General features: G+C 60.3%; 17 protein-coding genes. 6 read left to right on the top strand and 11 right to left on the bottom strand.

All coding sequences use genetic code 11. From position 1 onward, the window contains the following. The first annotated feature begins 165 nt into the window (after positions 1-165). A complete protein-coding gene (locus tag IE091_RS16280) occupies positions 166-1,089 on the top strand; it encodes a LysR family transcriptional regulator (protein ID WP_189464127.1) in 924 nt (307 codons plus the stop codon). Here the strand turns inward: IE091_RS16280 and IE091_RS16275 are convergent. The 4 genes from IE091_RS16275 to dctP all read right to left on the bottom strand — a co-directional run bounded on the left by IE091_RS16275 (position 1,086) and on the right by dctP (position 4,776). Next, entirely contained in the window at positions 1,086-1,853 is a 768-nt protein-coding gene (locus IE091_RS16275) for a M15 family metallopeptidase (protein WP_189464126.1), read from the bottom strand. The two genes, IE091_RS16280 and IE091_RS16275, sit on opposite strands and share 4 nt — an antisense overlap. Before the next feature lie 5 nt (positions 1,854-1,858). Next, on the bottom strand, positions 1,859-3,136 hold the full coding sequence (locus IE091_RS16270) for a TRAP transporter large permease (protein ID WP_189464125.1): 1,278 nt from the start codon (positions 3,134-3,136) through the stop codon (positions 1,859-1,861). Continuing rightward, complete coding sequence (locus IE091_RS16265) at positions 3,133-3,654, bottom strand: TRAP transporter small permease (RefSeq protein ID WP_081135974.1); 522 nt, start codon at positions 3,652-3,654, stop codon at positions 3,133-3,135. The genes IE091_RS16270 and IE091_RS16265 overlap by 4 nt, the downstream gene beginning before the upstream one ends. A gap of 81 nt (positions 3,655-3,735) precedes the next feature. After that, entirely contained in the window at positions 3,736-4,776 is a 1,041-nt protein-coding gene (gene dctP / locus IE091_RS16260) for a TRAP transporter substrate-binding protein DctP (RefSeq protein WP_422822542.1), read from the bottom strand. 240 nt (positions 4,777-5,016) lie between these two features. On the opposite strand from dctP, the gene IE091_RS16255 reads away from it, so the two are divergent. Next, the gene (locus IE091_RS16255; RefSeq protein WP_189464124.1) at positions 5,017-5,913 is read left to right on the top strand and encodes a LysR family transcriptional regulator; all 897 of its coding nucleotides are present in this window, start codon (positions 5,017-5,019) and stop codon (positions 5,911-5,913) included. A 2-nt stretch (positions 5,914-5,915) separates the two neighbouring features. Here IE091_RS16255 and IE091_RS16250 read toward each other — a convergent pair whose 3' ends face one another. The 5 genes from IE091_RS16250 to IE091_RS16235 all read right to left on the bottom strand — a co-directional run bounded on the left by IE091_RS16250 (position 5,916) and on the right by IE091_RS16235 (position 11,944). Continuing rightward, positions 5,916-7,421 carry an AbgT family transporter gene (locus tag IE091_RS16250; protein ID WP_039174934.1) on the bottom strand — a complete coding sequence of 502 codons (1,506 nt, stop codon included), beginning with the start codon at positions 7,419-7,421 and terminating at the stop codon, positions 5,916-5,918. Between the two features lie 51 nt (positions 7,422-7,472). Beyond that, positions 7,473-8,642: a M20 metallopeptidase family protein gene (locus tag IE091_RS16245; protein ID WP_189464123.1), complete on the bottom strand. Its 1,170-nt coding sequence runs from the start codon at positions 8,640-8,642 to the stop codon at positions 7,473-7,475. Between the two features lie 188 nt (positions 8,643-8,830). Continuing rightward, positions 8,831-9,763, bottom strand: coding sequence for a TonB-dependent siderophore receptor (locus IE091_RS18620; protein ID WP_308428149.1), 933 nt, complete (start codon positions 9,761-9,763; stop codon positions 8,831-8,833). Positions 9,764-9,784: 21 nt separating this feature from the next. Next, positions 9,785-10,906 (bottom strand): TonB-dependent receptor plug domain-containing protein, encoded by a 1,122-nt coding sequence (locus IE091_RS18615; protein ID WP_308428148.1) that lies wholly within the window; start codon positions 10,904-10,906, stop codon positions 9,785-9,787. Positions 10,907-11,014: 108 nt separating this feature from the next. Next, the gene (locus tag IE091_RS16235; RefSeq protein ID WP_189464122.1) at positions 11,015-11,944 is read right to left on the bottom strand and encodes a helix-turn-helix transcriptional regulator; all 930 of its coding nucleotides are present in this window, start codon (positions 11,942-11,944) and stop codon (positions 11,015-11,017) included. A 395-nt stretch (positions 11,945-12,339) separates the two neighbouring features. Here IE091_RS16235 and IE091_RS16230 point away from each other — a divergent pair, with 395 nt between their 5' ends. After that, positions 12,340-13,155 (top strand): alpha/beta fold hydrolase, encoded by an 816-nt coding sequence (locus IE091_RS16230; RefSeq protein ID WP_189464121.1) that lies wholly within the window; start codon positions 12,340-12,342, stop codon positions 13,153-13,155. A 24-nt stretch (positions 13,156-13,179) separates the two neighbouring features. Here the strand turns inward: IE091_RS16230 and speB are convergent, their stop codons facing one another. Then, positions 13,180-14,085 carry an agmatinase gene (gene speB / locus IE091_RS16225; RefSeq protein WP_050980309.1) on the bottom strand — a complete coding sequence of 302 codons (906 nt, stop codon included), beginning with the start codon at positions 14,083-14,085 and terminating at the stop codon, positions 13,180-13,182. Positions 14,086-14,242: 157 nt separating this feature from the next. Here speB and IE091_RS16220 point away from each other — a divergent pair, with 157 nt between their 5' ends. The 3 genes from IE091_RS16220 to IE091_RS16210 all read left to right on the top strand — a co-directional run bounded on the left by IE091_RS16220 (position 14,243) and on the right by IE091_RS16210 (position 18,397). Next, complete coding sequence (locus IE091_RS16220) at positions 14,243-15,166, top strand: LysR family transcriptional regulator (protein WP_016915317.1); 924 nt, start codon at positions 14,243-14,245, stop codon at positions 15,164-15,166. Between the two features lie 197 nt (positions 15,167-15,363). Next, positions 15,364-16,935, top strand: a complete 1,572-nt coding sequence (locus IE091_RS16215; RefSeq protein WP_100731488.1) for a Re/Si-specific NAD(P)(+) transhydrogenase subunit alpha — start codon at positions 15,364-15,366, stop codon at positions 16,933-16,935. 16 nt (positions 16,936-16,951) lie between these two features. Beyond that, positions 16,952-18,397, top strand: coding sequence for an NAD(P)(+) transhydrogenase (Re/Si-specific) subunit beta (locus IE091_RS16210; protein WP_100731489.1), 1,446 nt, complete (start codon positions 16,952-16,954; stop codon positions 18,395-18,397). Between the two features lie 59 nt (positions 18,398-18,456). On the opposite strand, the gene IE091_RS16205 is transcribed toward IE091_RS16210, so the two are convergent. After that, positions 18,457-20,712, bottom strand: coding sequence for a pilus assembly protein (locus IE091_RS16205; protein ID WP_229800868.1), 2,256 nt, complete (start codon positions 20,710-20,712; stop codon positions 18,457-18,459). Positions 20,713-21,180 lie beyond the last annotated feature (468 nt).

Here is a 21,180-nt window from a genome sequence, read left to right as displayed (position 1 = left end):
GAGCGTCTTTGCAGGTTCATGACCTCCCCAACCTTTAGCGCATGAAGATGCGGTTTCCTTGATATCGAATCCATTGAGCTGGTGCTGAGAGGTGTGCATGATGGATTGTGCTACGGCGCGATCAATGCACCAGTTCTTGCTGAATTTTATATTCAAGGATTACACATGCTTAGCCAGCGTGCGCTGTTATATCTAAACGAGGTGGTACGCCGTGGCTCATTGCGGAGGGCCGCCGCGCATATCAATGTGGATGCCTCGGCACTCAGCCGACAGTTGAAAGCCCTGGAGGAGGAGCTGGGTGTGCAGCTATGCGAGCGTCACGGTGGCGGCATGCGGGCTACCGAGGCAGGGCGGCTGCTCATTCAACACTATCATGCTCAGCGGTTGTCGGAAGAGGCCGTGCTGTCCCAATTGATGGCCATTCAGGAAATGGCTCGAGGTGAGGTGCGCATTGCCGTCGGTGAAGGGTTTATTGCTGACCTGATTGCGGCGCCCCTGGGGGCGTTCATGTCGCGTTTTTCGGGTATCAAGGTGGAAATTCGCATGGCGGGCGTCAATGAAGCCATGACCCTGGTGAAGGAGATGGAGGTCGACCTGGCGTTACTCTATGCGCCCCCCGTAGACCCGCAGATACATTGCCATGTGGAAACGCGGCAACCGCTGGACCTGATCGTGCCACCAGAGCACCCCCTTGGGCGCCTGTCACGGGCTGCCCACTTGAGCGATATCGAGCCTTGGCCGTTGGCCCTGATGGATAACCCGTTTGGTATGCGTCAGATGGTCAACATGGTAGCCCATCAGGAGCGCCGTTATCTGGATGCTCGCCTGCACACCAACTCAGTGTCGGTTCTCAAGAACTTCGTGCGTTCAGGCATCGGGGTGACCTTCATGCCTGAATTGACGGTTGCCGATGAAATAGCCAGAGGCGAGATCACTGCACTGCCCATGGCCTATCCGATCATGAGCGGTGCGCGGGCACAGATCGTGAGTCTGGAAGGCCGCCAGCTGACCGTCGCCGCGACTACCTGTGTCGAGCACCTGCGTCGGGGCATGCGTTTTTTCTCTGCCGATGCCCCTCGCTTGTGTTAACGGATGTGACGTCGCCAGCGGTTTTCGATGGTATCGAGCTCTGCCGGACCGTAACGGGCGTGCGGGTGACCTCCATAATGAGCCCATAGCTGGTCACCCAGATCGAAGTGCCACCATTCGCTGGGCAAATTGGTGAAGCCTTGTTGGCGCATGGCATGGTAAAGCAGCCGACGGTTGTCGCGTACGTGCCTTTGCTCTGTGGATGACGTGTCGAGGTGCTCGTAGTGGTCGGTATGTGACGCGGGCACTGCTTCGTCGAACAGCGTTCCCATGTCCAACGGGATGCCATCGTCATCGCAGAGCGTGACATCCACCGCGCCTCCGGTGAGGTGGGGGCTAGGCGCAGCAGGGTCACGACTGGGCAAGGAAACGAATTCACGTGTTCGGGTCAGTAGCTCTGCCTCTTCTGCCTGAGGGTGCTGATGCCGAATCGCTTCATGCAGCGTATCGAACAGGTATTGCTGAACACGCCAGGGTCGCCATCCATCGAGCACCAGTAGCTTGATGCCCTCAGGGAGAGCGCGCGCCACGGCTAGCAAGGCTCGATATACCCCTTCACGTACGAAGCACTCAGGAATGGCGCCGGGAATGCCCAAACGGGCGTAGGCGGGAAATACCACGATAGGGGAAGGTGCCAGGCTCATGGGAAGCAGCCGTTCGTGACACTCCTGAATAGCAATACGGCTGACGGTGCTCCAGTCGGGTGAGGGCTGACCGGGAATGGCCGTCAAGGCCGTCGAAGCAGTGGCTGAAGCAGTGGGCATCTCGGTTATCCAAGTAGTCTAGGCAGAAGTAACGTCAACGATGGGAAAAAAATCAGTAGCAGCAATACGGCAATGGCAGTGAGCACGAAGGGCCAGATGGTTTTAAACAGCGAGACGATTTCCAGTCGGCTCACGGCGGCTGCCACAAAGACGCAGGCACCCATGGGTGGGGTGATGAGCGCAATCGTGATGTTCAGCGTGATGATGACCCCAAGGTGCACCGGATCGATACCGGCCATCATGGCGACGGGGGCAAAAATGGGTGTCAGCAACATGAGGGCAGACACTTCTTCCATGAACATGCCCGTCATGAAGGTGATGGCGCTGAGCAGCAGCAAGATGATGACTGGGCTCTCCGCATAGGGGGCGAGCAGCATGACGAACTGCTGAGGCACCTGGGCGTAGGACAATAACCAACTGATCGTGGCCGAGGCGGCCATGATCAGGAAAATAGCCGAGGTCAAACGGGCGGTATCCTTGATGGCTTGCCAGCACTGAGTGATGTTCAGCCCGCCTAGCACGACACCGCACAGCGCCACGTAGAGCGCAGTGAGTGCTCCAGACTCCGTTGGAGTGACGATCCCCAGGACGATACCCGCCACAATGATCACCGGTGCGATGAGCGCTGGCAGCGCGACGAGCGTGGCCAGACCAATCGCTTTGACGCTGGGCAGTTTGCCGCTTTTCGGCAGGCCCACTTGCCAGGCGTACCAGGCGTTCATGCCCATGAAGGCGGCGCCGAGCAGCAGGCCTGGAATAATGCCCGCCAGGAATAGATCACCGACAGAAGTATTCGTTAGCGACGCATACAGGATCATGAAAATACTCGGAGGGATGATCGGCCCTATGAGCGAACTACCGGCGGTGAGGCCTGCGGCAAAGGCGCGTGAGTAGCCCTCTTTTTCCATGGCGGGCACCAACAGTGAACCAAGTGCCGAGGTATCCGCGACCGCAGAGCCATTGACGCCTGCAAAAAAGACGCTGGACACCACGTTGACATGCCCCATGCCTCCGCGTAGGTGGCCGACCAGCAAGCGGGCCAGCCCCATCAACCGCTCGGTCAGGCCGCTGGCATTCATCAGGTTGCCGGCCAGGATGAAAAGGGGAATGGCCATGAGAGAAAAGGCATTGATACCGCCAAAGAATTGCTGCGGCATCATGCGTGGGATCATGGTCGGGTCAACGAATAAAAAGCCGACCAGTGCCGTCGTGAGCAGCGCGATGAACAGCGGTAGCCCGAGCAGCATGTGTACCAGAAAGACGCCCAACATGGCCAGAATCATGACGGTTCCCCTGCATCGGTTTGCTCTTGGGGAGTGGGCTCCAGAAGGCCTGGCAGCGGCGCGGGCCCATACCAAAAGACGTGCCAGGCCAACAGCGAAAACCCAATCGGCATGGACATGAGCGGCAGGGTGCGGCTTACGCCTAACCCTGACGTCGTAAACATGCTGACCGACTGCGCATAGCGATAGCTTACCCAGGCAGCCCCCACGGCCACGCCCAGGGTCAACAGCCATTGATAGAGGTTGAGCAAACGTGCCAGTGGTGCAGGCAGCAGGCGCTCCATCAATGCGACACGCATATGGCTGCCTTCGACCCACACGGCCCCGGCAGCGATGAGTACCGTACCAATGATGAGAAAGCGGGAAAGTTCGTCAGTCCAGATGGGGGCTCCACCGACGAAGTAGCGCATGATGACGCCATAAATGATGACCCCCAGGTTGGTGAGCAGCAGTAGGGCAGCCACCGTCAGGGAAAGCGGGCGGGTCACCGCCAGCATGCGAGTTCGAAGCGCGTGCATGAGAGTCTTGTCCGCAAGGTGAAGTCAGCGAGGACGGCTTGACCATTGTCCCCGCTGAGTGGATGAGCGCAGTACGAGAGGCTAGTCGAGCAGCTCTTCTTGCCCGGCATCTTCCAGAGCCAGTGCTATCCAGTGCTGGTCAATGCCGCGTTCGCTGAGCCATTCGAGGTAAGCGGGCTGACCAATTTCCCGAAAGGCCAGCAGCTCTTCCTCCGAGGGGCGAATGACTTCCATGCCTTGCGCTTCCAGGTAGGCAATGCGTTCTTCGACCTGGGCCTCATTATGCTCGCGAGCCTGCTGGTTGGCTTCCGCGACGGCTTCCAGGAAAGCGTTGCGCGTCTCTTCCTCCCAGCTCTCGATCATCTGGCCGTTACCCACCAGAAACTGATTGGAGTACTGGATGTTGGCCAGCGTGAGGTAGGTTTGTACCTCATGCAGGCTGCCCAGAATGATGTACATGGGGGGATTCATTTGGCCATCGGCGACGCCCGTACGCAGCGCCATATACACTTCAGTCCACGGGATGGGGGTGCCGGATGCGCCAAAGGCTTCGTACAGGGCGACCTGGCTGGGGTCCATGGCTCTAAAGCGCAGACCTGCGAAGTCATCAGGGTGAGAGATAGGCGTCTTGTTGTTGGTAAAAGCTAAAAAGCCGCCCTCTTCAACGACCGCCAACATGTCGATGCCTGAACGCTCTTTGACGACTTTCTCGACTTCCTGCCAATAGCTGCCTTCATCGAAGAAGTCGCGTGCAGCATCGAAGTCATCGAATAGAAACGGGATGGCACTGACAAAAATTTCATCGGCAATCGGCGACACGCCTGCAAAGGACGCGATATTCAGCATGGGCGAGCTCATGGTCTGCTCCATGCGCTCCTGCTCTTCACCCAACATGCTATTGGGGTAAAGGCGAAGCTGGATCTCGCCATTGGTTTTCTCTTCGACCAGTGATTGCAGGTTGGTGGCAAACACATGTACCGCATTTTTATCGGGGTCCGGTGCGCCGTTGTAACCCAGGTTGATGGTGGTTTGCGCCATGGCCTGTGTGGCCATCATGGTGCTACCCACCAGGCAGGCAGTGGCTAGTGTTTTGATCGACTTGCGAGATGCATCAAACATCATGTTCGTCTCCTGTGTTCCCGTGCGAGATGACGACGGGAAGTTGTTGTGACGCTGTTTTTTTTAATAAGTCATGAGCCGAGTAAACTGCTGTGAGTTGTCAGTTAAACGAATAGGCTGGCAGTCACGGGCCTCTCAAGCAGCGTAGAGGTTGTCGTGTTGACTATGCAATCCTGAAGGTGTTGTTTTAATTGCAACGAAAGAGCGCCTTTTCCACGCCTGGAGACGATTCTGGTGACGCCTATGACCCTTCTCGATAAACGGGCCTTCTACCTGCTGGAAGTCAGTAGCTGTGGGGGGATTCGCGCGGCGGCCGAGCATCTTCAGCTGAACCCTTCCGTGGTGAGTCGGCAGGTGCGCTCGCTGGAGCAGGCGCTGGGCATGGCGCTGCTGGAGCGCCAGGGGCGTCATGTGATGCTTACCGAGGCTGGCCAGTTGGTCGTGGAAGGCTTTCTGGCCCAGCGGCGCTTGAATGCCGAGCTGACCGATACGCTGGCGCGGCTGCGCAATTTGCAGGCGGGCAAGGTCGTGGTGTCGGTGGGGGATGGGTTCGTGGACAGTTTCATCAATCACGTGATGCGGCGCGCTGCCGAGCATTACCCTGAGGTGCTGATCGAGATCAAGACCGGCATCTACTACCCGCGTGAACCCCATGACATGGTGGCGAACGATGAAGTGGACATCGCCATTACCTATGGCCCTATTTCGGACCCTCGGCTGGTGGTGCACTCGTTCGAGCGGGGGCCGCTGTGTGCGCTGGTGGCGCCGTTTCACCCTTTGGCCAGGCAGTCCAGCGTGAGCGTGGCAGAGCTGTTGCAGCAGAAGTTGATCTTCCTGCCGGAGGTGTCCGGGTCGCAGCAGTTCGTGAATGCCCTGTTTGCAGCAGCGGGGCAGCCAGCCACGCCTGCGTATCGCTGCAATTTGCACTCGGTGGCCCGGCGCATGGCCAGTGCGGGGGTGGGGGTCGCGTTCATGACGGCGGCGGCGGCGCGCAGCGAGATCGAGGCAGGGTTGCTGCAGGCGGTGCCCATCGATCACCCCATGGCCGCCCGTAGCCAGGGCAATCTGGTACGTCGCGTCGGCAGAAGGCTGTCGCCCGCTGCCGACTATTTGTGGAAGCTGATGAAAGCGATGCAGTAAGGCTAGTTCGCCATCATGTAGACCCCTGGGCCGATGGGCCAGCCCATCATCAACCAGAACATCAGAAACGCCGACCAGGCTAGCAAAAAGCCCATGGCCAAGGGCAGCATGGTGGCGATCAAGGTGCCTAGCCCCATGTCCGGTTTGTAACGCTGCATGTACACCAGTGCCACCGAAAAGTAGGGGCTCATGGGCGAGATGATGTTGGTGCTGGAGTCGCCGATGCGGAACATCGCCAGCACGAAGGCCGGGTCGAAGTCGATCATCATCAGCATGGGCACGAACACCGGTGCCATCAGCGCCCACTGGGCCGAGCCGCTGGTCATGAAGATGTTGAGGGTGGCGCTCATGACGATGAACGCGCCCACCAGCGGCAGCCCGGTGAAGCCCGTGTTCTGGAGAATGTTGGAGCCCTCGATGGCGATATACTGCCCCAGTGCCGACCAGCCGAAATAGGCGATGAACTGGGAAATGGCAAAGAACAGCACCAGCGTGGGGGCCAGGTCGCTGGCAGATTCGGCCATGCGCTGCGGAACGTCGCGACTGCTGGTGATCTTGCCCGTGGTGATGCCATACACCAGGCCAATCGTCACGAAGTAGAGAAACATCAGCGGAACGAGAGAGCTCAAAAACGGCGAGGGAATCAAACCGCCGTCATCGTTGCGCAGCGGTGAGGCCTCCGGCAACACGGCCAGTAACACCAGCGCGATGTACGCCAGCGTTGCCAGCCCCACGCGCTTGAGGCCCCGGCGTTCCGAAGCGGTCAGCTCAGGGGTTACCACGTCGGTCTTGAAGTCCTTGCTCATGGGCAGCGTGCGCTGCAGGCGGGGCTCCACGACCTTGTCGATCAGCAAGGTGCCGACCATCGCCAGCACGAAGACCGAGCAGGCAACGAAGTAGTAGTTGTCGACGGGCGAGACATACGCCTCGGGGTCGACCAGCCGCGCTGCTTCCGTGGTGATGCCCGCGAACAGCGCATCCCCGACGGTGATGAACAGGCTGGCATCGAAGCCAGCCCCGGCGGCGGCATAGGCCGCCGCGGCCCCGGCCACCGGGTGGCGGCCAACGGAGTAATAGACCATGGCCGCCAGGGGGATCAAAATCAGGTAGTTGGCATCTGATGCAATGCTGCCGCAAATGCCTGCCATGAAGACGCAAAACGTCAGCAGTGACGGGGGAGCCTTGGCCACGCTGACCTGCATGAGCGTCGACATCAAGCCCACCTTGTCGGCCAGGCCGATACCGAACATCACCACCAGAATCAGCCCCAGCGGCGGAAAGTTCACGAAGTTGCTGACCACGCTGGTCAGCATGAACTCGACCCCCTCGGCCGATAGCAGGCTGCGCACGACGACCTCGTCGCCGGTTTGGGGGTTGATGGCCGAGACGCCCAGTGCCGACAGCAGGGCCGAGACCACGACCACCAGGGCGGCGAGCACAGTAAACAGAATAAAGGGGTGCGGCAGCTTGTTGCCCACCCGTTCAATGGAAGTCAGAACACCTTGCATGAGTGAATCCTTGTTGAGACGTTGTTATTGCAATCGTGTTGGAGGTGTCGCTCAACGGCGCTGGAGCAGTGAACGGGCCAGCGCGACGAACATCCCGGCGGCCACCGGCAAGATGGCATCGTTGAAGTCGTAATGTTCGTTGTGGAGGTACGCGCTGTCGCCATTGCCCACGAAGAAGAAGCAGCCAGGCACCTCTTGCAGGTAGAAGGCAAAATCTTCGGCGCCCATGGTGGGCATGTAATCCAGCTGTTGGATGTCTGGGCTGACCCCCTGCTCGGTAGCGATGGCCAGCACCTGCCGTGACCATTCGTCGTCGTTGACCAGCGGCGGAATCTGGTGCTGATGCTCCATCGAGAAGTGGGCGCCGTGGGCGGCACACACCCCGGCCACCACTTGTTCCAGTTTGCCCACCAGAGAGTTGCGCGAGCTTTCACGGTCGCTGCGAATATTGACCAGCAGCTCTGCCGTGCCCGGAATGACATTGGCGGCATCGCCCGCATGAAAGGCGGCCACGGTGATCACGCCAGCTTCCAACGGTGATTTGTGGCGGCCCACCAGCCCTTGCAACTGCTGCACCAGCGACGCCCCCACATAAATGGGGTCGACCGCCAGATGCGGCATGGCAGCGTGGCCCGATACGCCCGACAAGGTGATCTTGAAGGTATCGTTACCGCCCATGGCCGGGCCGGGTTTGACGAACAGCTGCCCTGCGGGAAAGCCTGGGCGGTTGTGGTAGCCAAAAATGGCCTCTACCTGCGGGTGCTGGAGCACGCCGGCCTTGACCATTTTATCCGCACCGTTGCCGCCCTCTTCACCGGGTTGAAACAGCAGCTTGATGTAGCCGCAAAGCTGGTCGCGCTGGGCGATGATGGCTTCTGCGGCCAGCAGCAGCGTGGCGGTGTGCCCGTCGTGGCCGCAGGCATGCATCAGCCCGTCGCGCTGGGAGCGGTGCTCGAACGCGTTGGCTTCCCTGATGGGCAGGGCATCCATATCGGCCCGAAAGGCAATCACGGGGCCGGGGCGGCCGGTGTCCAGCTCGGCCATGACGCCGGTGGTCGCCAAACCTTCGGTCACGTGATACCCCAGGTCGCGCAAGCGCTGGGCCACGAGGCGGGCGGTCTGCATTTCCTCGAACTTCAGCTCTGGGTGTTGGTGCAGCTGGTGCCGGATGGCAACTGCTGCTTCGATCTGTGCGTCATTGAAAAAGGGGGAATAAGGCATTTCCTGTCCTCTGGTGCCGTTGTCTGTATCGTTATGGGCTTCTATAACGCTAAGCGACTTGACGGGCAGGAACGAGTGCCTGGCAGGGTGAGTTTGTTGCCTTGAAAGCAACACTCGATGATAGCGAGCGGCTGGATGTCTGACTGTCAGTCAGCCGCTCATGTCATGAGGCTGCGGGAGAGGGTCGTTCAGAACGAGTAGTGGAACGAGGCTGTGACGCTGCGCTCGGCACCGAAATAGCAGAAATTCAGGTCGTAGCAGGAGGCCACGTACTCTTTATCCAGCAGGTTGGTGGCATTGAGCCGCGCTGACATGTTGTCGAGGCCCACGCGACCCAGGTCATAGCCCAAGGTGGCATCGACCAGGGTGTAGTTGGGCACTTTTTCGGTGTTGGCATCATCGGCCTGGATATCTGCGTGGTAGCGAAGGCCAAGACCTGTGTCCACACCCGCCAAGGCACCTGACTGGAAGGTATAGTTGCCCCACACGGCCAACTGGTGTCGGGGAACCTGATTACTGCGGTTGCCTTCATTGGCATCGTCGGTCTTGGCTAACGTGACATCGGTGTGGCTGTAAGCAGCCTGCACGGAGAGGGCGTCGGTGAACCGATGGTGCGCCTCTAGCTCGACGCCACGGGACTCGATTCTGCCGGTGGCGCGATGGAAGGTTTCATTGGGCAGTTTGGTGGCCACATTCTCTTGGGTGATATCAAAGAGGGCAATGCTGTACTGGTCGCGAGTGCCAGGAGGTTGATACTTCACCCCCAGCTCCACCTGCTCGCCTTCGGACGGGGCCAGCAGGTCGCCGTTCTGGTCGGTGGTGCTGTTGGGGCTGAACGATGTGGTATAGCTGAGATAAGGCGCGAACCCGCTGTCGAAGCGATACAGCAGCCCGGCGCGGCCACTCGACTGGGTATCATTCAGTGAACTGGTGTCACCGCTGTCCTGGTCGGTATTGGTGATGTCGACCCAGTCGTGGCGCAGGCCCAGGTTGGCGTGCCAGTGGCCGTAGGACATCTGATCTTGTAGATAAACGCCGGTTTGCTCCAGCGCACGGTGCTGGCGCACCTCTGGGTACATGACGCTGGGGCCTGCGCCGTAGGTTGGGTTGAACGCATCGATGGTCGGGAAGGCGCCTGAGGTCTAGGTCACGTCGTTGTCGCGTTGCTGATAGTCCAGGCCGAACAAGAGCGTATGGTTCAAAGCACCGGTGGACAGCCTGGCTTCCAGCTGGTTGTCGACGGTGAGGGCATCAAGCGACTCGTCGCCACCAGAGTAGTAGCGCGCGAGTTCGGTGGCCGAGGCCCAGCCAAAGGCATATACCTGATCCAGCTCGACATCGGTTTCGGTGTAGCGCAGCCGTTGGCGGGCGCTGAGTGCATCGTTGAAACGGTGCTCGAATTCGTAACCGACCATGGTTTGATCGCGGCGGAATTTTTCAAAGGTATCCTCGCCTTCGAAGAAGGCATTAGAGATACGTCGTCCGTTGCGGTCTACCACCGTGCCTTCGTAAGGAAGCCCAGAGTGATAGCCTCCTTCAGGGTCTCGCTGCAAGTAGGCATGGAGGTTCAGGCTGGTATCGTCGCTGATATCCCAGCTCAACTGCGGAGCAATGGCATAACGCTGCTCTTCGACAGGGCCGAACTGCGTGTCGGAAGCCCCCGCCAACCCCGTCAGGCGGAAAGCGACACGCCGTTCGGCATCCAGTGGGCCAGTCACGTCAAATGCGGCGCTGCGCTGAGCGTTATTGCCCACGCGCAGTCGTAGCTCGCCACCTGGTTCGAATTCGGGTCGACGACTGGTCTGGGCCACCAATCCCCCAGGCGAGGCGCGTCCGTAAAGCACGGAGGCAGGTCCCTTGACGACTTCGATGGCCTCTAGAAACCAAGGGTCGATGGAGAGTGAGCTATAGGAGCCCCCATCGCTCATGACCTTCAATCCATCCAGGAACGTGTTGTTGATACTGCCGTCGGCGAAACCACGCAGCACCAGGTAGTCGTAGCGGTTGGAAGCACCGATCTGGTTGGTGAAGACGCCAGAAGTGTAGTCGGCTGCTCGCTGAACGGTTTCTGCGCCACGGGCCTCCCAATCGTCACGCTCGACCCGCGAAACCGCTTGTGGCGTCTCGATGAAAGGTGTGTCTGTCTTCGTGGCAGCGCTGGCGGTCACGGTGAGGGTTTCCAGCGATGTATCGGCCTGAAGCGGCATGGAAAGTGTGACGGAGGCCATGGCGACGGCTAGGGAAAGGCGATTTAACGGGGGCATGGATAATTCTCGACGTGAATTATTTTGGTAATGAGAATTATTCCATTTAAACGTCCCGTTGGGTTATGCAAGCTGAGCAATTCGTTATGCATAGCCAGCAGGCGGCGCTCAAGGTGAGGGTTTCGTCAGAGCGCTTGGTGAAACGCCAAAAGCGCGCCGAAACGCGGTCGTAAAGTTGCTGGTATGACGATAACCGCTCAAGTGTGCTGCCTGCTGGATGGTGTGCCCATCGAGCAACAGTTTGCGGGCTCGGTTCAGGCGCAATCGGCGCAGGTAGTCGGTGGGTGAACAGCCATAAGCCAGCTTGAAGTGACGCACTAATGTACTGGGGCTCATGGCCGCCCTGGCGGCTAATACCTCTAGTCGATGCTCGTGTTCGGGGGATTCCTCCAGCAGGCGCCGAATAGCCGCTAAGCGGCCAGGAGAAGCCGTGGCCTGAAGCGGCGCTTGGTGGGGGCGGGAGAGCCCCTGAGCCATTAGCTGTAGGGCCAGCCCTTGGAAGAATAGGCGTCGGGCATGGCCCGTCAAGGGCGACTGAACGCCATGCTCCAACGACAGGTGCAGGGCAGGCGGCAGAGACCAGGTGATGGACTGGGTGGGCAGCGGCTCGCCGCACCACTGCTGCAAAGCAGTGGCATCAAGGGAGAGCGAGAGGGTGCGAAGCCTTTGCCCTTCTGGCTGGTAGGCGTCGAGAAAATGTTGGTCGCTCAGGCAGACAGTATGGGCTTGTCCTGCGGTCAGCCAGTGCCATTCATTGTCGGTTCCCAGGCGTACACGCCCTTCGATCACGACGATGACCAGACATGCAGCCGTGCCCAGAGAGTGAGAGGCATAGGGGTGCACGACCTCGATGTCAGAGAGCACCAGCTTGACGCCAGGAAACAGCAGGCTTTCCTCGACTCGCCCTTGGGCGACAGGCAACTGGCCGGCTCGCTCCAGTGGGTATGCCAACGCAGGAAAGCGGTATTCGATACAGTAGCGCTGGCCGTAATCGAGAAAATCCGCAACGGTGATCCGATCAATGGCAGCCCGGGTCATCTCGCTGTCTCCTGTCGGGGGCGATGCTTACCTTGGTCGAGAGGGCCAATGACGGCAGTCTGGTCGGCACGTGTCATGGTGGGCAACGGATGAGGGCCACGCCCACGAAGCGATGGGAACGCATCGTCCGTAATGATTCACCGATATTAATATTAATGCCAATCATTAACAATAACGACTGTTTTGCTTGTGCGGTGGGCCGAGGATATTTTCTCGTGGCAGGTGGTGGCTCGTGAGAAACAATCGTTCACGATTTCGGAGTGTCCATCGCCATTTCGTTATGTAACGATGGCACAGACGAGAGTATGAACGATGGCGGGCATGACCGGCAGGAAGGTGGATCAGGCCCTGGAGTGACCTTTGGTATGGCACGGTGTGCCACCAGGTGAGGACCTATGCTGACCAAAGAGCGGGTGATGTTTCGTAATAACGTGAAGATCCTGGGAAACGGCGACACCACGCTGATCCTGGCCCATGGGTTTGGCTGTAATCAGAACATGTGGCAGTACCTGGTACCCAGGTTGAAAGACACCTATACCCTGGTGCTGTTCGATTACGTCGGGTCGGGGGATTCGCTGAAATCCGACTTCAACGAGGTACGCTACAGCACGCTGGATGGCTATGCCCGAGATGTCATCGAAGTGTGTGAAGCGCTGGAATTGACCGATGCGGTGTTTGTCGGCCACTCCGTCAGCAGCAATATCGGTTTGTTGGCTGCCGCGCAGGCGCCTGAACGCATTACCCGGCAAGTGATGGTGTGCCCTTCGCCGTGCTTTTTGAACATGCCCCCCGACTATTTCGGTGGGTTCGAAAAGGCCGACCTGGATGCGCTGATCGACTTGATGGAGAGCAGCCATACCGGCTGGGCCGAGTACCTGGCGCCTATCGTGGTGGGGGAAGAGGGCACTGAAGACCTCGTCGGCGAGCTGTCGGAGAGTTTCTGCTCCACCGATCCGACCGTGGCCAAGACCTTTGCCGTGGCAACGTTCTTTTCCGATTATCGTTACCTGTTGCCCATCTCGGAACACCCGACGCTGATTCTGCAAAGCGAAGATGACAAGCTGGCCAGCGTGGCCGTGGGCGAGTTCGTGCATCAGCTGATGCCCAACAGCCAGCTTTGCGTCATGCCGACCAAAGGGCATTGTATTCACATGACCCACCCGGACGCCGTCGCCGAGCAGGTCATTCGCTGGCTGAACAAAGCTGCCTGAGCGATGGCCCAGGCGGCTTTGCCATCACTTGACGGGCTTGGAAGCCGCCAGCGTGTAGAGGAATTCCAGCCCTAACGTGGCGGCGGCCAGCGAGGTAATGTCGCCGTGATCATAGGCCGGATTGACTTCCACCAGGTCCATGCCCACCAGCTCCATGCCGACCATGCCGCGAACCACCTTGAGCATCAGGTCCGTGGAGAGACCACCGCACACGGGGGTGCCGGTGCCGGGCGCAAAGGCCGGGTCGAGGCCGTCGATATCCAGCGTCACGTAGGCGGGGTGATGACCTACCCGCGCGCGAATGCGCTCCAGTACTGCCGCCGGGCCGTGGTCGTTCACCCAGTCGGCGTCCAGCACCTCGTAAGGGTGGTTGTGGCGGTCATAGCTGGTACGAATACCAATCTGCAGTGAATGCTCCGGGACGACCAGGCCTTCCTTCAGTGCATGATGGAAGATGGTGCCGTGATCATAGCGTGTGCCTTGCTCGTAGGTATCGGTGTGAGCATCGAAATGAATCAGCGCCAGCGGGCCGTGTTCACGGGCATGGGCACGCAGCAGCGGCAGGCTGATGTAGTGGTCGCCACCCAGCGTCAGCATCTTTTTACCCGCTTTCAGCCAGCGCATGGCGTGGCTTTCCAGGTTGTCGATCAGGCTTTCTGGTTCGCCATAGGCGTAGTCCAGGTTGCCGGCATCGCACACCCGCAGGCGCTCTTCCAACGCAAAATCCCACGGCCAGCGCTTGCCTTCCCAAATCAGGTTGGCCGTGCTTTGGCGAATCGCATTAGGCCCCATGCGCGTGCCCGAGCGGCCGGAGCAGGCCAGATCGAACGGCACACCGCTGACCACGACCTCGGCGTCGGTAGCGCTTGGGTCGGTGGCTTTGGGTACCCCCATGAAGGTGGAGATGACGTCACCAAACAGGCTCGGCATGATCTGCGATGGGTTCACCTAATGTGTTCTCCTATCAGCGTGCAGCGGGGGAAACGTGGGTTCGCGAGGCGAGAAAGCGCGACGATAAGGAATTTTTGGCGATGAATGAAATGAATGTTTAGAATGAAATCATTCATCTTATGGATAGTGAGCCCTCATGCGTTCGTTACGCCATTTTGACCTGAATTTGCTGCTCGTCTTCGAGATGCTGATGCGCGAGCGCCATGTCACCCGTGCGGCGGAAAAGCTCCATTTGAGCCAGCCTGCCCTGAGTCATGCGCTCAAGCGCCTGCGTGAAGCGTTGGATGACCCGCTGCTGGTGCGTTCCGGGCAAGGGCTCCAGCCGACCCCTCGTGCCTTGGCACTGTTGCCGGTCGTGCAGCAATCCCTGGCCGCCCTGCAGGCGGGGCTGGCGCCCCCCGCGACCTTTGCAGCCGCCACCAGTACGCGGCGCTTCACCCTGGCCACCACGGATTATTTCGAGGAGGTCATGTACCCGGCGTTTTTGAGCCAGCTGCTGCGCAGTGCGCCCGGTCTCAGTTTTTCGATAGAGCTGATTACCCCCGACGTGCTGAACGAGGCGCTGGAGCAGCGCCAGGTGGATATGGTGGTGGGGCTGGATCGCCAATCGTCGCTGCCCAGTGGCGTGGTGCAAACCCCCTGGCTGCATGAGGAGCTGGTGTGCCTGGTGGCGCAGCACAACCCCCACGTGGGGGATGCGCTGGCGCTGGAGGCGTTTGCTCAGCTGGCGCACGTCGAGTTGGCCGACATCAGCGGCTTGCTGCCCAGCCCCATCGAGAACTGCCTGGCTCAGCACGGGTTGACGCGCCGTGTCATCTCCAAGAACTTGAACTACATTGCCGCTGCCCGCGTGGTTGCCCTCACCGATGCCATCATGACCCTGCCACGCCAGATGGCCGAGCGCTTCGTGGCCATGCTGCCGGTACGCATGGTGACGCCGCCCGCCGCGCTGCCCGCCCTCACCATGACGCTGATCCAGCATCAGCTTTACCTCAATGCCCCTGCCAACGTGTGGCTCACCGATCAACTGATGGCCTTTGCCAGCAGCAGCACCCGCTAGCAGTGCCCTAAGATGTCGTCGCTCTACAACCGGGTTGAATCGAAGGTTGAATGGCCACTGGCGGGCTTGGCGTTAGATCCTAAACTGCTAACGAGCAACGCCATGACGTTGCCATGACACGACGGCGTACCCGCTTCTGAGGTTGGCAATACACGGGGAGAGGCGTGCGCAGGGCGGGCTAACCAGGGAGAACGCGTGTGAAAATAGGCGCACCAAAAGAGAGTGCTAAAGGCGAGGCGCGGGTCGCGCTGACGCCGGACAGCGCACAGCAGCTCCATAAGCTGGGCCATGAGTGCCTGGTAGAAGCGGGTGCGGGGGCTGGGGCAGGCTTCAGTGATGAGGCGTACCGGGCGGCTGGCGTCACCGTGGTCGAACATGCCGAGGCGCTATGGCAAGAAGCCGACGTGGTCGTCAAGGTACGGGAGCCCTCCGAGCAAGAGGCGCAGTGGCTGCGCGAAGGCCAAACGCTGATCGCGTTCTTCTGGCCAGCCCAACACGCGGCGCTGCTGGAAACCTGCAAAGCCCAAGGCGCCACCGTGATCGCCATGGACATGGTGCCGCGTATTTCTCGGGCCCAGAAAATGGATGCGCTCTCTTCCATGGCCAACATTGCGGGCTATCGGGCGGTGATCGAGGCGGGCAACAATTTTGGCCGCTTCTTTACTGGCCAGGTGACCGCTGCGGGCAAGGTGCCCCCTGCCAAGGTGCTGGTGATCGGGGCGGGCGTGGCGGGGTTGGCGGCAATCGGTACCGCTACCAGCCTGGGCGCCGTGGTGCGCGCCTTCGATGTGCGCCCGGAAGTTTCCGAGCAGATCGAGTCCATGGGCGCCGAGTTTCTGTTCCTCGATTTCGAAGACGCCCAGGACGGCGCGGAAAGCGGTGGCTATGCTTCGCCCTCCAGCCCTGAGTTTCGGGAAAAGCAGCTGGCATGTTTCCGCGCGCAGGCGCCCGAGGTGGACATCGTCATCACCACGGCGCTGATTCCCGGAAAACCCGCGCCCAAACTGTGGTTGGACGACATGGTGGCGGCCATGAAACCCGGCTCGGTGATCGTCGATCTGGCCGCCGAAAAGGGCGGCAACTGCGACCTCACCCAGCCCGATGCGCGCGTGGTGAGCGATAACGGCGTGGTGGTGATTGGCTATACCGACTTCCCCTCACGCATGGCCACCCAGGCGTCGCTGCTGTATGCCACCAACATTCGCCATATGCTCAGTGACTTGACGCCGGAGAAGGATGGCGTGCTCCACCACAATATGGATGATGACGTGATTCGTGGGGCCACGGTGACCCACCAGGGGGAAATCACCTTTCCACCACCCCCGCCCAAGGTCAAAGCCATTGGCGCGGCCAAGCCGAAGAAGAAAGAGAAGCAGCCCTCTCCGGAAGAGAAGAAGGCCACCGAACAGGCGGCCTTCAAAGCACAGACCAAACGCCAGGTCGGCCTGTTGGCGGCAGGCGGTGCCGTGATGCTGCTGCTGGGGCAAGTCGCGCCAGCGTCGTTCATGCAGCATTTCATCGTCTTCGTGCTGGCCTGCTTCATTGGCTTCCAGGTGATCTGGAACGTGAGCCACTCGCTGCATACGCCTCTCATGGCGGTGACCAATGCCATTTCCGGGATCATCATCCTGGGGGCCATCCTGCAGATGGGGTCGGGGAGCGGTGTGGTGAGCGTACTGGCGGCGATTTCGGTACTGATCGCGTCTATCAATATCGTGGGTGGCTTCCAGGTGACACGCCGGATGCTGGCCATGTTCCAGAAATCCTGAGCGGCGGAGAAACGATATGCTAGGACAAGGGTTCGTATCTGCCGCGGCCATTGCGGCCAGCGTGCTGTTCATTCTTTCGCTGGGTGGGCTGAGCAACCAGGAAAAGGCCAAACGTGCCGTATGGTACGGCATCGTCGGGATGGCGGTGGCGGTGCTGTTCACCGCCTTCGGCCCCGGTATTGGCGGCTATGAGTGGCTGATCCCGATGATGGTGATCGGCGCCGGGATAGGGATTTACGTGGCGGGCAAGGTCGAGATGACCGAAATGCCTCAGCTGGTCGCGGCGCTGCACAGCTTTGTCGGGTTGGCGGCGGTGTTCGTGGCCTGGAGTGCCGACCTGGAGCGTCGCCGGGTGATGGCCGCGCGGGCTGCCGATGGCGTGATGCAGGAGTTTTCTGCGTTTGCTGCGCTGGTGGCCACCAAGGCACCGGACGAGCTGACCTTTCTGCAGATCGAGGTCGTGTTCGCCATCTTCATCGGCGCGGTGACCTTTACCGGCTCCGTGGTGGCCTTTGGCAAACTGGCTGGCAAGGTAGATGGCAAACCTCGCCAACTGCCCGGTGGGCATAGGCTCAATGCCGGGGCGGCGGCGCTGTCGCTCTTGCTGGCGATCCTGTACCTCAATGGCGCGGGCTTCTGGACACTGCTCCTGCTGGCGGCACTGGCGTTCTTCATTGGCTACCACCTGATCATGGGCATCGGCGGGGCGGACATGCCCGTGGTGGTGTCGATGCTCAACAGCTACTCCGGCTGGGCGGCGGCGGCAGTGGGCTTCACTCTCTCCAATGACCTGTTGATCGTGACCGGGGCCCTGGTGGGCTCCTCCGGTGCCATTCTCTCCTACATCATGTGCAAGGCGATGAACCGCAACTTCATCAGCGTGATTCTGGGGGGCTTTGGGGGCACTCAGGGGCCTGCCGCCGAGATCGAAGGCGAGCAGGTGGCCATCGATGCCAGCGGCGTTGCCTCGGCCTTGAACGACGCCGATAGTGTCATCATCGTGCCCGGGTACGGTATGGCCGTGGCGCAGGCGCAGGCGGCGGTCAGCGACCTGGTACGCAAGCTGCGCGCTGCGGGTAAAACCGTGCGCTTTGCGATTCATCCGGTGGCTGGGCGTTTGCCGGGGCACATGAACGTGCTGCTGGCGGAAGCCAAGGTGCCCTACGATATCGTGCTGGAAATGGACGAAATCAACGACGACTTCGCCACCACCGACGTGGTCATCGTCATCGGCTCCAACGACATCGTGAACCCCGCCGCCGAAGAGGACCCCAATAGCCCCATCGCGGGCATGCCGGTACTCAAGGTGTGGGAAGCCAAGCAGGTGTTCGTCAGCAAGCGTGGCCAGGGCACCGGCTACTCGGGCATCGAGAACCCGCTGTTCTTCAAGGAGAACACGCGAATGTTCTACGGCGATGCACGGGATAGCGTGAATGCCCTGCTACCGCTGGTCGAAGGATGAGTGACGCTGGAAGATGAACTCGTGGAGCCCATGGGCTCCCCGATTTGTTGGCAGGTTGGTCAGCCGTCGGTCTCTTCTTCGGTGAGCTGCCGCCAGGCGCGACGGCCCAGGTGGTCGGCGTTGAAGCCGATGGTGATGGAACCATCGCCATTGGGAGATGCGCTGGGATCGTCGGGGTTACCCACGAACAGGCGCTCTACCTGGCCATCGTTGACTCCGACCAGCCGCTCGCCGGTACCTGCCTGAAGGCCTGTGATGGCATCGCCGTTGATGGTGGCGTCGCTGTCTGGCTGACCATCGCCTTTGAAGTCGAAGGTGGTCATGCCACCACTGCCGCCGGTATCGGCCAGCAAGGACATGAAGAAGCCTTCCCGGCCGCCGCCGCAGGGGTCGGATTCATCGGGGAGCAGCGTCGAGAAGCGAACACGGCGCGGCAGGCTGCTCGAAATCGAGGGTGCAGCAATCACGCGCTCGCCGGGAGGCAGTTCGATGCGCCAGCCGCGCTGGTTACTGGAAGGCGCAAGGTTGGTGCTCGCCCGCAGGTTGAAGCCATCTCGCGACGCATTGCCGCTAATGCGCTGGGTCAACAGGTCCGATGTGCCATAGGTCGTCGTGCGGCCGACACGGTCCTGAATGCCCAGAAACTGCTGCGTGGCATTGTTGCCAATGTCGCCCGAGCGGAAATAGCTGCCGGTGCCGAACATGACCATCAGCGTATCGGGGGAGCCGCTGCTCAGCGTCACCGCTGGGGCAGAGGTAATGGGCTGGCTGGCGCTGCCCTGGTAAAGCCGATTGACGCTGCTGCCTGCCGTAAGCGGGAAGCGCCACATATTGCCTGCCAGGTCGCCGGCGTAAGCAAAGCGTGCACCGTTGTAGCTGGGCCAGGCCGTGACGGTGGGCGTTGCCAAACCGTTGGGGGCCGCTTCGCTACCGGTGTTGGTTTTGAGATGCGCAATGAGGCGCCCGGTCGTGAGGTTGACCACAAACAGCGAGGCCTGATAGCCAACGCTGTTGTAGCCATTGCCGAAGATGGCCGCCCAGGTGCCGTCGGTGAGCTGGGTGATGGTGGGCTGGCTGACCCCTGTACCCAGTTCCGGATGGCGGAACTCCCAGAGCACGCTGTTGGCTCCCATGTTGGCGGGGTTGCTCACATCCAGTGCAAACACCGTACGGCCACCTGCACCCATGGTGCCGACGGCAACGGCTGAAGGCCCACCGGAAATGTTGACGTCGCGAACGGCTGGGGTGCCGTCGACGAAGTAGCGGTGGTTATAGTCGGTACGCGTCAGGGAGCGGATGGGCGGCGCTTCCCCTTGTGTCAACTCTGACGGCAGATACGCGAATAGCTCCTGTCCCGTGTTGGCATGAAAACCATGCAGCATGCCGTCGTTGGCGGCCACCATCAGCAGCGGCGGGCGGCTGCCAGCCCCTTGCAGAAGCACCGGATTGGCGTTGATGATATCGCCCAGCAACGACTGCCGAGTGCGTAACCCCTGCACGTTTTCGCCCTGCAGCCAGCGCACCTCGGCGCTGGTCAGGCCGCTGGTCTCTGCGCTGAGCAGGGCGCCTGCGCGGCTGCCGTTTTCCAGCCGTCGAGTCGTCAGCAAACGGCGGTTGCCTGCCTGCTGGGCAAGCTGCGTTTCGGCATTCCAGCGGCTGCTCCTGCTGCCATCTGCTTGAACGGCAAAAGCCGCCAGGCGGCCTGACCAGTCCTCGCTTCTAAACCCCGCCGTATAGAGCAGATTGCCGTCTTCCACGCCGAATTCGTCGCTGTTGACTGCCGCCGAGGTATTGGATTGAGACGCGGCGATGATGCTGCCCAGCACCTGCTGCATCACCTGATTCAACGAGGCTTCGTCGTTGGCAAAGTAGGCACGCTCGGTGCCTCCGGCGCGGGCCAGGTCGCCCAGCGGGTCGTCCGAGACATTGGGGAGGTTGGCGATGTCCGGCGGCAGGTTGAAGCCGACTACATAGGTGCGCACAGGGTTCGAGAGCTGTGCCCCCGTGTCGTCATAAAGCCGTTTGATGGCCGCTTCTGCGCTGGCCAATGCGCCACTGACGTTGTTGCCCAGCGAGTTGCCAAAGCGGTCCACTGAAGGTAAGCCATCGGTCAGCCAGATATTGGCATTGATCAAGCACTGCTGGGCGTCGGGATTATTGAGGTTGGGAATCGAGATGCCTGCACGGCGCCCCTGGTTGGTGCCAAACGCACTGCCGCTGCCACTGTTGTTCAAGAAGTAATCACGCGCGGTGTACATGGTGCCTTCGATAGGGGTCAAGCCAGCGGAGATAAGGGGCCAGCTTGGGTCTGTCATGGGGTTGCCGCGGCCATCCCACTCATGGCGCTGTGGGCTGAGCTTGGTTTCAATGGCTGTCCAGTGATCGATGTTCAGCGTGCCATCGTCATTAAGTCCACCAATGGGTACATGTAAATAACCGAGTCCAGGTGACGATGTGGTTCGCCACTCGAGTTGATTGAGTTGGAGGGATAATACGTGTGCTCCCCAGTTAGGAATACCGCGCTGGCGCAAGCTGTCTACGAGTGGAAGACCGGCTGTTGAAACGCTACCCCAGCTTCCTACAGGGTTTGTGTAATAGAGACTCACTGGTGCGCTAGGGCGTTGTTCATCACGGCAAGTAAATACACCGCAAACACGACGATGGGAATCTGTTGTTAGTTCGTAACTATTCAGGTGGTTGCGGATAGCCTGTCGACAACCACCTGATTTTTCTGGCATAGTGCACAGCATCATTCGGCACACCTATGCGGCGATATGACCATC

Source organism: Vreelandella hamiltonii (genome assembly GCF_014651775.1).
GTDB classification, from domain to species: Bacteria; Pseudomonadota; Gammaproteobacteria; order Pseudomonadales; family Halomonadaceae; genus Vreelandella; species Vreelandella hamiltonii.
Note: the sequence above shows the minus strand (reverse complement) of the source record. Positions and strands in the feature narration are given on the sequence as shown.